The organism is Microvirga sp. 2YAF29 (genome assembly GCF_052114605.1).
Lineage (GTDB): Bacteria > Pseudomonadota > Alphaproteobacteria > Rhizobiales > Beijerinckiaceae > Microvirga.
The window spans coordinates 118,246-130,549 of record NZ_JBFRFB010000001.1 but is presented as its reverse complement, the minus strand read 5'-3'; the positions used below and the strand labels follow the sequence as shown (position 1 = coordinate 130,549).

The following is a 12,304-nucleotide window of genomic DNA, read 5'->3' as shown; positions in this document are numbered from 1 at the left end:
GGATAGGAAATCGCATGGTCCCGTTACCGGAACCCTTGACGGAACCGGCATAATCGGGCATGGGAACGGCATGAATTTCCGGCCGGGCTCGCCCGGCCTTTGCGTTTCGGCCACGCCACGGGCCAACCGAACGCTTGTTAACCGAACAAGAGGTCTAGACCCATGGCCAAAGCCGCAACGATCAAAGTGAAGCTCGTCTCCACCGCCGACACGGGCTATTTCTACGTCACCAAGAAGAACTCCCGCACGATGACCGACAAGCTCGCACTCAAGAAGTACGATCCGGTCGCGAAGAAGCACGTCGAGTTCAAGGAAGCCAAGATCAAGTAATCTGGCTTTCAGCTCGTTGGCTGAAATTTAAACAAAACCGCCTCCCCGAGGCGGTTTTTTTGTGCCTACCACGCCCGCAGGACCAGGTTCTCGACCCAGATGCAGTTGGAGAGATGATCGGGGCGGATGCATGTGCGGCGGTCGAGATATTGCTCGCGGGAGGCGCGGGTCTTGTCGGGAAGGATGAGGCACTCGCTTCTCGCGAGCGCGTTCAGCAGAAGGCTCTGGGCTGCGCGCCTCTCTCCCGATTGGAACAGCTCGTCATAGCGATGCATGACATCCACCCGGTAGCAGCCGATCGACCTTACCACCACAACCGCATCCGGCTCGATGGCAAATGTCGCATTCGCTATCGACGACATCATCAGAAGAGCGAGCCCAACCCGCTTCATCGCTTTCACTCACCCTGCCCCTGACGACGCCGCCGCCCCTATTCGGGCTTTCGGCCATCGCGCCGACGTCCACGCTTTCTCTCCGCAGGATGTATCGAGGCATCCTGAATGCTGAGCTAGATAGGAAAGTGATAGTGGAACCGCTGAGCACGGCGAGGGTAATTGCGGGCTACCTCCAGCTTGGGAGAGCATTCCCACTGAAGAGTGAGTGCCTGGCGTGCGGCGAGCTCTAATCAGAGCTGTTCTGAGATGACGGCGAAAAGCGTCCGACGAGGCTGTGGCGATCTCCCGGATAGGTGATCCGCGCTTCCGTCACGAAGGCTCCTGCCTGCCATGTCCGGCGCTCGAGCATCAGGCACGCCGCACCGGCATCGATCTTGAGAAGTTTGGCCAAGCGCGCATCGGCGTTGACGGCACGCACCACATGCTCGGCATCGGTCCAGGGTACGCGCCTGAGAAGCCATGTCCCCGGCGGATCATCCGTGAACCGCTCCTGCGCAACCTCCGGCACCGTCGCCAGATTGATCAGGCGCTGCTCGTATGCCTCCGGAACGTCGTTGACGGTGTGCAGCGTCACGACGTTGAGAACATTCGCTCCAACCTCAAGCCCGGTCCGCTGCGCAGCTGATGAGTCGATACTCTCCATCGCGTGGTGGAGGATATCGAAGCGGTAGACCGTGCCTGCGCGGGCGGCTTCGAGTGCGAAATCCTGGATCGCCAATACGGCGCGCTCCTGGCTCGGCTCGGCGACGACCGAACCCGCGCGCCTGCGACGGATGATGAGGCCGTTGGCGGCGAGCGCGGAGAGCACCTTGCTCACAGTCATACGCGAGCAGCCGTATTCCGCCATCAACTCATGCTCGAACGGCACGCGATGTCCGGGCTGCCATTCGCCGGACATGATGCGCGCTTCGATGTCGTCCCGGATGCGTTGATAGATCGGCTTCATATGCGGGATCAGCTTTCATGCACGCCGAAGCATACGTCAACCGACGATGCGCGTTATAGCGTTCTTATACCGCGCGGTAATCGCATCCCTGTTCCGATGCCGTCCCTGGCTGACGACGCTCTTTCCACCAACGATCACCGTGTCGATGGCGGCTTTGCCCGCCACGAAGATGTACGAATCGAGCCAACGATCCGCGGAGAGTGAGGCAAGATCCGGATGGTTCTGATCGAGGATCACGAAATCGGCGCGGTGTCCAACCTCGATGGCTCCGATTGCCCGCCCGAGCGCACGGGCTCCGCCCTGGAGCGCGCCGTCATAAAGGCTGCGGCCCGTCGATTGCCCCTCGCTTTGAGCCAGCACGTTGCGCGCCTTGTGCTTGAGACGCTGGCTGTATTCGAAAATCTTAAGTTCGGCGGGGGCGCTGATCTCGATATTGGAATCGGAACCGACGCCGAAAGCTCCGCCTGCCGCCAGATACTCGAGACCGTTAAAGATGCCGTCGCCCAGATTGGCCTCGGTGATCGGGCATAGCCCCGCGACCGCGCCGATTTCTGCCATGACGCGAGTCTCGTTCGCGTCGAGATGGGTGGCATGGATGAGACACCAGCGCTCATCGACAGGCGCGTGATCGAGAAGCCATGCGACCGGGCGTTGGCCCGACCATGCGATGCAATCCTCGACCTCCTTCACCTGCTCGGCCACGTGAATATGAATCGGGCCTGAGGGGTGTAGCGCCTGAATCTCACGCAAGCTCTCCGGAGTCACTGCGCGCAGGCTGTGCGGGGCGATCCCGACAATGGCGTCGTCCAGCGCTGTGACTGCTTTGCGAGCACCTTCCACGAGACGCGCGAAGCCTGACACGTCGTTGATGAAGCGCCGTTGCCCCTCTCTGGGCGCGGCAGCGCCGAATCCGCCCTGCGCGTAGAAGACCGGCAGGAGGGTGAGGCCCATGCCGGTTTCATGGGACGCCGAGGCAATGCGCGCGGCAAGTTCGGCAATGTCACCATAGGGGCGACCGTCGATGTCGTGATGCAGATAGTGGAACTCGGCCAGCGCGGTGAATCCGCCCTCCAGCATTTCCATCATGGCGAAGGCGGCAATGGCCTCCACGTCATCAGGCGTGAGCTGGCCGAGGAAGCGGTACATGACCTGACGCCAGGTCCAGAAACTGTCACCGACAGGTCCGCGCGTTTCCGCAAGGCCAGCCATGCCACGCTGGAATGTATGGCTGTGAAGGTTCGGAAGCCCCGGCAGGGCGATGCCGGCGATCCGCTCGCGGCCCTTGGGCGCGGCATCCCGATAAACGGCGCGGATCACGCCACCTTCGACATCGATACCGACATTCTTGGCCCAGCCGTCCGGCAGCAGGGCATGATCGAGAACGAGTTTCTGCATCACCGGCAATCCCTCCGCCCTGGCCTTTCCGCCGCCACCTTCGCGCTATCTTCTCGGAAGAATGCCGGGAGCCGAGCCATACGTCAAATTATGTATAGACATTAATGCTGCCCGGTGCATATGTATAGACATTATTGAACGGCCACCGGAGTGAGCCCATGCGCTTCGACAGGATCTGGCTCAACGCCCGCCTCGCCACACTGGCAGGCGATGAAGGCCTCGGCATCGTTGAGAACGGCGCCGTCGCTTCCATTGATGGCCGCATCGCTTTTGCGGGCTCCATGGACGATCTACCGAGTGGTTGGGATGCTGGGGAGCGCATCGATTGCGAGGGACGCTGGATCACGCCGGGTCTCGTCGATTGCCATACCCATCTCGTTTTCGGCGGCGACCGTGCTCATGAATTCGAGTTGCGCCTCAATGGCGCAAGCTATGAAGAAATCGCCCGCGCAGGCGGCGGCATCATCTCGACGGTGAAGGCAACGCGAGCGGCAAGCGAGGACGATCTCGTCGCAAGCGCCCTGCCCCGTCTCGATCATCTAATCCGCGAAGGCGTGACGACGATCGAGATCAAATCCGGTTATGGTCTCGATCTGGAAACGGAAATACGGATGCTGCGCGCAGCACTACGCCTCAGCGAAGTCCGCCCTGTTGCTGTCACCACCACCTTCCTCGGCGCGCATGCGCTCCCGCCTGAAGCGGAAGGCGACAAGGATGCGTTCATCACCTGCGTCTGCGATGAAATGCTGCCCGCAGTCGCGCGCGAAGGTCTAGCCGACTCCGTGGATGTCTTCTGCGAGGGCATCGCTTTTTCGCCTGAGCAAACCTCGCGCGTATTCGATGCGGCGAAGAGCTTGGGGCTGTCTATCAAGCTCCACGCGGATCAGCTCTCCAATCTGCACGGTGCGAAGCTTGCGGCGGATCACGGCGCGCGCTCGGCAGACCATCTTGAGTACACGGACGAAGACGGCGCTGCCGCCATGGCGAAAGCTGGCACCGTCGCGGTGCTTTTGCCCGGCGCGTTCTACATGCTACGCGAGACGAAGCTTCCGCCGATTGCCGCCTTCCGCGCCCACGGCACGCGCATGGCGCTTGCGACGGATTGCAACCCCGGCACCTCGCCGCTCACCTCTCTTTTGCTCACCATGAACATGGGCGCGACCCTGTTCCGCATGACCGTCGATGAGTGCATTGCCGGCGTGACCCGCGAGGCGGCGCGCGCGCTGGGCCGTCTCGATGAATGCGGCACGCTTGAGGTCGGCAAATCCTGCGATCTCGCGATCTGGAACATCGAGCGCCCGGCGGAGCTTGTCTACCGCATCGGGTTCAACCCCCTTCACGCCCGCATCTGGAGAGGCCAGTGACAAAGACCCTCACACTCATTCCCGGCTCGGTAGCTCTCAGCGATTGGCGACGGGTCTATCGCGGCACTGAGGTCGAACTCGACCAGGGCTGCCGCTCGCGCATCGAGGCTGCGGCCAGCACAATCGACGCTATCGTCGCGAAGGGCGAGCCGGTTTACGGGATCAATACGGGGTTCGGAAAGCTCGCGAGCGTGCGCATCAACACCGCCGATCTCGCGACGCTCCAACGCAATATCGTGCTTTCGCACGCAGCCGGTGTGGGCGAGCCACTTCCCGTTTCCGTCGTGCGTCTGGTGATGGCGCTGAAGCTTGCAAGCCTCGCGCAGGGCGCGTCCGGCGTGCGCTGGTCCACCATCGAGCATCTGACGGCATGCCTGAAGGCAGGACTTGTTCCTGTCATTCCCGGCCAGGGGTCGGTCGGCGCATCGGGCGATCTCGCGCCGCTTTCTCACATGACGGCCGCGCTCATGGGCGTCGGCGATTTCTTCGTCGATGGAACGCGGATGCCTGCGGAAGCAGCCCTCTCCCGCGCCGGTCTCGCGCCGCTCGTGCTGGGGCCGAAGGAAGGGCTTGCCCTTCTCAACGGCACGCAGGTCTCCACGGCGCTCGCGCTCGCTGGTCTCTTCGAGGCCGAGCGTGTGTTTCAGGCGGGTCTCGTCACGGGTGCTCTCGCGACCGATGCGGCGAAAGGCTCCGACGGCCCCTTCGATGCGCGCATCCAGATGCTGCGCCGCCATCGCGGTCAGATCGAGGTGGCGGCCTCGCTTCGCACTCTGATGCAGGGCAGCGCCATTCGCGCCTCGCACCTCACCAACGACGACCGCGTGCAGGACCCTTATTGCCTGCGCTGTCAGCCGCAGGTGATGGGTGCCGTGCTCGACCTGCTGCGGCAGGCGGGCGAGACGTTGGGCACGGAAGCCAACGGCGTTTCCGACAATCCGCTCGTGTTCTCGGATACGGGCGAGGTCATCTCCGGCGGCAACTTTCATGCCGAGCCCGTCGCTTTTGCTGCCGACATGATCGCCATGACCATATGCGAGATCGGTTCGCTCGCGGAGCGCCGCATTGCCATGCTGGTGGATCCAAGCCTGTCGGGACTGCCCGCCTTCCTCACGCCGAAGCCGGGCCTGAATTCCGGCTTCATGATCCCCCAGGTGACGGCGGCCGCGCTCGTGTCGGAAAACAAGCAGCGTGCCTATCCGGCGAGTGTGGATTCCATTCCCACCTCCGCCAACCAGGAAGACCATGTGTCCATGGCCACCCATGGCGCGCGCAGGCTTCTTCCCATGGCGGCCAACACCGCGAACGTGATCGGCATCGAGCTTCTTGCCGCGGCGCAAGGCTGCGACTTCCATGCGCCCATGCAGTCGAGCGAGCGGCTGGAGCGTGCCCGCTCCCTGCTGCGCTCGAGGGTCGCCCATCTCGACGACGACCGTCACATGGCGCCCGACATGGAACTGGCGACCGATCTCGTTGCTTCCGGAGCGCTCGCAGAAACCGCCGGTGAAGACGTGCTTCCGCTGGTTACCGAAGGGGCTCATCGATGAGCGAACCGGACACTTCGTGGCTGTCCGTTAAACGCGGCGATGCGCCACTTGTGGTGAGCCTTCCCCATATTGGCACCGATATTCCCGACGCCTACGACAGGGGTCTCGTGTCGCCCTGGCTTGCCCGCAAGGATGCGGATTGGTGGATCGAACGTCTGTATGATTTCGCCGCCGATCTCGGCGCGACCGTGATCCGCACCTCGATCTCGCGCACCGTGATCGATGTGAACCGCGATCCGAGCGGCGTGTCGCTTTACCCGGGTCAAGCCACTACGGAGCTTTGCCCCACCACGACCTTTGACGGTGAACCGCTCTACGAGCCGGGCGCGGCACCGGATTTGGATGCCGTAAGTGAGCGCCGTACGCGCTTCTTCGATCCGTACCACGCAATCTTGAGAACCGAGGTCGAGCGCCTTCGCTCACGGCATTCTCATGTGGTCGTCTACGACTGTCACTCGATCCGCTCGGTCATCCCGCGCCTCTTCGAAGGCACCCTGCCCCATTTCAACATCGGCACGAATGGCGGCACGACCTGCGCGCCGGAGCTTGCCGCCTCCATCGAGGCGCTCTGCACCGGCAGCGGTTTCAGCCACGTTGTGAATGGACGCTTCAAGGGCGGCTACATCACCCGCAGCCTCGGCGAACCCGGCAAAGGCGTTCACGCAATTCAGATGGAGCTTGCCTGTCGCGGCTACATGAACGAACCGCTCGGCCCCGTCACCGAGGGACATTGGCCGACGCCTTATGACGAGAGCTATGCCGCGCCCATGCGCGATGTTCTCACGCAGATTCTGAACACCTGTCTCACCTTCGCTCATTCAAAAGCCTGACCGAGGATATGTCTATGACCCGCATCGACAATGCCCGCGTGATCCGCGCCGCCCACGGCACCGAATTGTCCGCCAAGAGCTGGCTGACGGAAGCGCCCCTGCGCATGCTGATGAACAATCTCGATCCGAATGTCGCCGAAAAGCCCGGTGAGCTCGTCGTCTATGGCGGCATCGGCCGTGCCGCGCGCGACTGGGACAGCTTCGACCGCATCGTTGCCGCGCTGAAAGATCTCGAAGACGATCAGACGCTGCTGGTTCAATCCGGCAAGCCGGTCGGCGTTTTCCGCACGCATGCGGATGCCCCGCGCGTGCTGATCGCCAACTCCAATCTCGTGCCGCATTGGGCTAATTGGGACAAGTTCCACGAACTCGACCGCAAGGGCCTCATGATGTACGGCCAGATGACGGCCGGATCATGGATCTATATCGGCACCCAAGGCATCGTGCAGGGCACCTACGAGACCTTCGTGGAAGTGGGCCGCCAGCACTATAACGGCGATCTCGCGGGCCGCTGGATCCTCACCGGCGGCCTCGGCGGCATGGGCGGCGCGCAGCCGCTTGCCGCGACCATGGCGGGCGCATCCTGCCTTGCGGTCGAATGCCAGCCGAGCCGCATCGAAATGCGCCTGCGCACGGGCTATCTCGATCAGCGCGCCGATACGCTCGATGAGGCCATGGCGATCATCGAACAATCCTGCCGCGACAAGAAGCCTGTTTCCGTCGGCCTTCTCGGCAACGCCGCCGAAGTCTTCCCCGAGATCTACCGTCGCGGTATCCGCCCCGATGCGGTGACCGACCAGACCTCAGCGCATGATCCGATCAACGGCTACCTGCCGAAAGGCTGGACGCTTAGCGAGTGGGAGACCAAGCGCGAGAGCGATCCGAAGGCCGTGGAACATGCCGCCAAGGAATCCATGGCCGAGCACGTGCGCGCGATGCTGGACTTCCACAAGGCCGGCGTGCCGACACTCGATTACGGCAACAACATCCGCCAGATGGCGAAGGAGGAAGGCGTCGAGAATGCCTTCGACTTCCCCGGCTTCGTGCCGGCCTATATCCGCCCGCTCTTCTGCCGCGGCATCGGCCCGTTCCGCTGGGCCGCTTTGTCGGGCGATCCGGAGGACATCTACAAGACCGATGCCAAGGTGAAGGAGCTGTTGCCGGACAACAAGCATCTCCATAACTGGCTCGACATGGCGAAAGAGCGCATCAAGTTCCAGGGCCTTCCCGCGCGCATCTGCTGGGTGGGTCTGGGCGACCGTCATCGCCTCGGCCTCGCCTTCAACGAGATGGTGGCGAAGGGCGAGTTGAAGGCACCCATCGTGATCGGCCGCGATCATCTCGATTCAGGCTCGGTCGCCAGCCCGAACCGCGAGACGGAAGCCATGAAGGACGGCTCGGATGCGGTGTCCGACTGGCCGCTGCTCAACGCCCTTCTCAACTGCGCCTCGGGCGCAACCTGGGTGTCTCTCCACCATGGGGGCGGCGTCGGCATGGGTTTCTCGCAGCATTCCGGCATGGTCATCGTGTGCGACGGCACTCCGGAAGCGGCCAAGCGCGTCGAGCGCGTGCTCTGGAACGATCCGGCAACGGGGGTGATGCGCCATGCGGATGCAGGCTATGATATCGCCATCGACTGCGCCCACGAGTTCGGACTGAATCTGCCGAGCTTGCGCTGAGGATCTTGCCATGGCTCCGCGTCTCATCCGCAACCAGGATCTCATCCGCGTTCCGTGGAAGAATGGCGGCGGGACGACGGCGCAGGTGGCAAGCTTTCCCGAAGGCTCGACGCTGGACACGTTCGGATGGCGCATCAGCATGGCCGATGTGGCGTCCGACGGGCCGTTCTCGAGCTTTCCCGAGATCGACCGCACGCTGATCGTGGTCGAGGGAGCCGGAATCGAAATCGAGATGGCGGGAATATCCCATCGCCTCGATCCGGCATCGCCTCTGCTCTCGTTTCCTGGCGATGTGCCGACGCAAGCCCGATTGCTGGCTGGCCCGATCCGCGATCTGAACGTCATGACGCGACGCGGACAATTCAGTCATCGCACGGCGTTCGTGCAGGCGGGCGACATCACTCCCTCCAAGGATTGCCGAGCAGCTTTCCTCTTTGGACTGGACGCAGCATTGGGAATGTCGGCAGGAACAGCGAAATATGTCCTTCAGCCGTTGGATGCGCTCGTGCTGGACACGGCCAAGGACAGTGTCGTGCTGTCGGGTCCAGGCCGTGCCATTCTCATCGAGATCACGGAGTCCGAGAGCGGCGCTTGAGCCCGCTCTCGGACGTCCCGTCATTTCAAAGCTGGTCGAGGGACGGCATGGTCGTCCCGAACCAGTTCTTGCCGACCAGCGCCTGAGCCTCTTCCGCAGCCTGCTTGTCGCCCATGGCTTCAGCAGCCTTGAGCAATCCGGTTGCCGCCCAGCCATTGTTGGGTGAGCGTTTCAGCGCCTCATGGAATGCAGCTGCCGCCTCCTGCGGCTTGCCCTGCTCCATGAGGGCGGCGCCGAGGGACTGATGCACCGGGTAGTACCAGAACGGCGGCTCCATATAGGGCAGCTGATCCTGAATCGCGGCGGCCTCGGCGAAGAGCGTAGCGGCCTTCGCAGGATCGCCCGCATGTTGCGCAATGCGCGCATCGATTTCCTTCACGCCGATTTCCATCACTGCAGGTCCAGGCACGCCTGCATCCGGCATCGCCTGCACATCTGGAAGCTTGGCGAGGGCCGAGATCGCATCAGCTTCCTTGCGAGCCTCATCCGCCCGCCCGAGCTTCGCCAGGGCAACGCCGCGCGCATAATGCCAAGCTGCCCCTACGAACGGGAACGCGGCATCGGGCTCTTTCACGGCAAGCACATCCTCCGGCTTCGAGAACATCGCATGCGCATAATATTGCGAGGCGACGATGGGTTGGGTCCACGGCACCTCGCGCTGGGTCCGGTCGGACACGATGCCTGCAAGTTTCTGCGCGGCATCGATGGATGTCTGACCATCGCCGCCGGTCAGGGCGGAGACCATCACGAAATGGACGTTGTGAGCGTAATAGCCTTCCGAGTAGAGAAGGCTCGCCCCGCCCCGCCCGAGAAGCGCCTCGTCGGCAGCTGCCGCCTTCACATTGGCATCGAGGCTGTCATGCCAGCGCCCCAGCCGATACCAGATATGGCTCGGCATATGCACTAGATGCCCAGCACCCGGCATGAGTGCCGCGAGCTTCTCGGCGTAAGGCGCAGCCCTTTCAGGGTGGTCGGATGACTCAACGGCATGAATGTAGAGATGAATGGCGCCGGGATGATCGGGCTTCGCCACGAGAGGACCATACGAGCGTTCACCGATCACGCCTTCGATCAGCGCGACCATCTTTTCCGTCTTGCCCTTCGGTGTTCGGCCGCCATCGGCCCAATAGTCCCAGGGCGTCAGGTTCATGAGCGCGTCGGCTGTGAGCAACGCGATATGCGGATCTTCAGGATATCGAGCCTGCAACGCCTCCATGGCATCCGCGTAAGCTTGGTTCAACGCTGCACGATCAGCATTAGGATCGGGCGAGTAGCGCTTCGAGAGTGCATCAACAAGCGCCACCTGCATCTCGCCACTGGTGGCAGCAACTTTCCTAGCCTGTTCGAGAACGTCGATGGCTCGCTTGTTGGCATCCTCAGCCATCGGATAGTTGATGTGCGGTCCCAGAACCCAGGCTTCGCCCCAAAGGCACATGGCGCAACTGGAATCGGCTGCCTGCGCGGCCCTGAAAGCTCGCGCCGCTTCCGCATGGTTGAAGCCCCAACCCAGGCGATAGCCCTGGTCGAAATAGGCCTGCGCCTCGGTGCTCGCCTTACTGGCGACCGGCCAACTCAAAGTACCGAAATTATCCATCAAGGGTGGCTTGGTATCGGTCGAGGGTGCTGCTGCTCCATGCGGGAGATCTCGGCCATAACCGCTGAGTTCGGTCTTGGCGACCGGTGACTGCGCCGGAGATTGGAGTTGAGCCATGACATCGTGATGGCCGGAGGCGTGCTGGCCCGAGACCTGCTCACCAAACTGCAACGCATGCAGCAGCTTCACTCTCGGACTGTCGTGATTGCCAAGCGGGCAGCCGAGCGCGGGACTCGCTGCAAGCGTCAGCATGGCGGCCGAGGAAAGGAGCAGGAAGCGTGCGAAGGGGCTCGCACCAAAGACGTGCTGACTGGTCATGAGAGCATTCCTCATTTCGGTTAGGAATGACGCCCCGAAGATGGATCGACGTTTTCAGATCATGGGTCTCGGCGTTGTGACCCATATCGGGCCATAGACTGCCCAGGGGCCTCCGAAGTCGAGGTCTTAGTGTCTCAATGCCGTCGATCATGGGCTGTACCCTCTCGCATTGCGACGAGTGCAGAATGGCGCAAATGCCAGGCCCGGTAAGTGCGCTTCATCACAGTACCGACGCCGAAAAGAAAGCCGCCTCCTCACGGAGACGGCTTCTGGCTTGCCCAGAAGTTCTCTACCGCGCTTTTCAGTGATCGGAGCGGCCTGGACGATGCCGTACGATTGTGCCGGTTGTCACGACGTCACGTCGCGGAGCAACGCGTACGACTGTCTGACGGTGGATCGCTTGCGTGCGATAGCGCGGCTGTTGGTAGACCGTGCGTGTGCGGTAATACGGCTCACGATAAACTACGCGGTCCCTGTAGACGGGCACGTTTCGATAGACGACACGGGTCGCTACCGGGCGTCGATAATATCTGTACGGATACGGATTATAGGCATACCTGTAACCATAGGCCGGGTAACCGTAATTATAACTGTAGGCAGGGTAATAGTTCGTCGGATAGCCGTTGTAACCGTAATTATATCCGTATCCACGATAACCGTAATAACCCGGATATCCATAGCCATAGCCCGGTGTCGCGGCGGCCGTGGCGAGACCACCGATCAGGGCGCCGCCGATCAGGCCGGCGGCAAGAGCGCCGCCATTGTTCCAGCCACCACCGTGCCAACCGCCACCGTGCCAGCCGCCGCCACGCCAACCACCGCCATTCCAGCCGCCACCATGCCAACCACCGCCATGCCATCCACCGCCGCGGAAACCCTGGGCGTCAGCCGTGCCGATGCTTGCGAAAGTTATGAGAGCGGCACTCGAGAGCAAAAGAAACCTCTTCATCGCCATACTCCTGCGAAGGAACAGATAATTCCCGTCACAGAATAATTCAGAGCAGCCCGAAAGTTTCCAAGCGTAGCAATCAGCTGAGACAATTGGCCTGACCCAAGTATTCAGTGACCGAACACTGTGCGACGACTTGGGAGACAGTTTCAGGATTTAAAGACTTTGGAATAGCCGGATTGAAAAGGGGACGTGACGGATTTGGCGGTCACCGTGGCGATCTTGTCCCCGCCCCAGACCGAGGATTCGATGGGTTTGGCGTAATCAGTATCCTCGTTGCAGATCAGCCGCGAACTTGCTCCACCACATCGGGCTCACCCTTCCGCACATAGGATCCGTTGTCGAACACGCTGTCGCCGAGA

General features: G+C 62.2%; 11 protein-coding genes. 6 read left to right on the top strand and 5 right to left on the bottom strand.

The window, feature by feature from the left end; all coding sequences use genetic code 11:
• Positions 1-162: 162 nt before the first annotated feature.
• Positions 163-330: a 50S ribosomal protein L33 gene (gene rpmG, locus AB4Y85_RS00600; protein WP_114185399.1), complete on the top strand. Its 168-nt coding sequence runs from the start codon at positions 163-165 to the stop codon at positions 328-330.
• Between the two features lie 65 nt (positions 331-395).
• On the opposite strand, the gene AB4Y85_RS00595 is transcribed toward rpmG, so the two are convergent.
• The 3 genes from AB4Y85_RS00595 to AB4Y85_RS00585 all read right to left on the bottom strand — a co-directional run bounded on the left by AB4Y85_RS00595 (position 396) and on the right by AB4Y85_RS00585 (position 3,066).
• Complete coding sequence (locus AB4Y85_RS00595) at positions 396-731, bottom strand: hypothetical protein (RefSeq protein ID WP_441982909.1); 336 nt, start codon at positions 729-731, stop codon at positions 396-398.
• A gap of 220 nt (positions 732-951) precedes the next feature.
• Positions 952-1,671, bottom strand: coding sequence for a histidine utilization repressor (gene hutC, locus AB4Y85_RS00590; RefSeq protein ID WP_441982908.1), 720 nt, complete (start codon positions 1,669-1,671; stop codon positions 952-954).
• 36 nt (positions 1,672-1,707) lie between these two features.
• Positions 1,708-3,066, bottom strand: a complete 1,359-nt coding sequence (locus AB4Y85_RS00585; protein WP_441982907.1) for a formimidoylglutamate deiminase — start codon at positions 3,064-3,066, stop codon at positions 1,708-1,710.
• 158 nt (positions 3,067-3,224) lie between these two features.
• Here AB4Y85_RS00585 and hutI point away from each other — a divergent pair, with 158 nt between their 5' ends.
• The 5 genes from hutI to AB4Y85_RS00560 are packed head-to-tail and all read left to right on the top strand — an operon-like array spanning position 3,225 to position 9,081.
• On the top strand, positions 3,225-4,430 hold the full coding sequence (gene hutI / locus AB4Y85_RS00580; protein ID WP_441982906.1) for an imidazolonepropionase: 1,206 nt from the start codon (positions 3,225-3,227) through the stop codon (positions 4,428-4,430).
• Positions 4,427-5,977, top strand: a complete 1,551-nt coding sequence (hutH, locus tag AB4Y85_RS00575; protein ID WP_441982905.1) for a histidine ammonia-lyase — start codon at positions 4,427-4,429, stop codon at positions 5,975-5,977. Before hutI ends, hutH begins: the two co-directional genes overlap by 4 nt.
• On the top strand, positions 5,974-6,807 hold the full coding sequence (hutG, locus tag AB4Y85_RS00570; protein WP_441982904.1) for an N-formylglutamate deformylase: 834 nt from the start codon (positions 5,974-5,976) through the stop codon (positions 6,805-6,807). The genes hutH and hutG overlap by 4 nt, the downstream gene beginning before the upstream one ends.
• 14 nt (positions 6,808-6,821) lie before the next feature.
• A complete protein-coding gene (gene hutU, locus AB4Y85_RS00565) occupies positions 6,822-8,486 on the top strand; it encodes a urocanate hydratase (RefSeq protein WP_441982903.1) in 1,665 nt (554 codons plus the stop codon).
• A 10-nt stretch (positions 8,487-8,496) separates the two neighbouring features.
• Positions 8,497-9,081 carry a HutD/Ves family protein gene (locus AB4Y85_RS00560; protein WP_441982902.1) on the top strand — a complete coding sequence of 195 codons (585 nt, stop codon included), beginning with the start codon at positions 8,497-8,499 and terminating at the stop codon, positions 9,079-9,081.
• Positions 9,082-9,106: 25 nt separating this feature from the next.
• On the opposite strand, the gene AB4Y85_RS00555 is transcribed toward AB4Y85_RS00560, so the two are convergent.
• Positions 9,107-10,993, bottom strand: coding sequence for a tetratricopeptide repeat protein (locus tag AB4Y85_RS00555; protein WP_441982901.1), 1,887 nt, complete (start codon positions 10,991-10,993; stop codon positions 9,107-9,109).
• Between the two features lie 301 nt (positions 10,994-11,294).
• The gene (locus AB4Y85_RS00550; RefSeq protein ID WP_441982900.1) at positions 11,295-11,942 is read right to left on the bottom strand and encodes a hypothetical protein; all 648 of its coding nucleotides are present in this window, start codon (positions 11,940-11,942) and stop codon (positions 11,295-11,297) included.
• Positions 11,943-12,304: the final 362 nt, after the last annotated feature.

Excerpts from the sequence above, each read along its gene's own strand:
- AB4Y85_RS00555 (WP_441982901.1), bottom strand. The coding sequence starts at position 10,993 with ATGACCAGTCAGCACGTCTTTGGTGCGAGCCCCTTCGCACGCTTCCTG.
- hutU (WP_441982903.1), top strand. The coding sequence starts at position 6,822 with ATGACCCGCATCGACAATGCCCGCGTGATCCGCGCCGCCCACGGCACC.
- hutG (WP_441982904.1), top strand. The coding sequence starts at position 5,974 with ATGAGCGAACCGGACACTTCGTGGCTGTCCGTTAAACGCGGCGATGCG.
- AB4Y85_RS00585 (WP_441982907.1), bottom strand. The coding sequence starts at position 3,066 with ATGCAGAAACTCGTTCTCGATCATGCCCTGCTGCCGGACGGCTGGGCC.
- AB4Y85_RS00560 (WP_441982902.1), top strand. The coding sequence starts at position 8,497 with ATGGCTCCGCGTCTCATCCGCAACCAGGATCTCATCCGCGTTCCGTGG.
- hutC (WP_441982908.1), bottom strand. The coding sequence starts at position 1,671 with ATGAAGCCGATCTATCAACGCATCCGGGACGACATCGAAGCGCGCATC.
- hutI (WP_441982906.1), top strand. The coding sequence starts at position 3,225 with ATGCGCTTCGACAGGATCTGGCTCAACGCCCGCCTCGCCACACTGGCA.
- rpmG (WP_114185399.1), top strand. The coding sequence starts at position 163 with ATGGCCAAAGCCGCAACGATCAAAGTGAAGCTCGTCTCCACCGCCGAC.
- AB4Y85_RS00550 (WP_441982900.1), bottom strand. The coding sequence starts at position 11,942 with ATGAAGAGGTTTCTTTTGCTCTCGAGTGCCGCTCTCATAACTTTCGCA.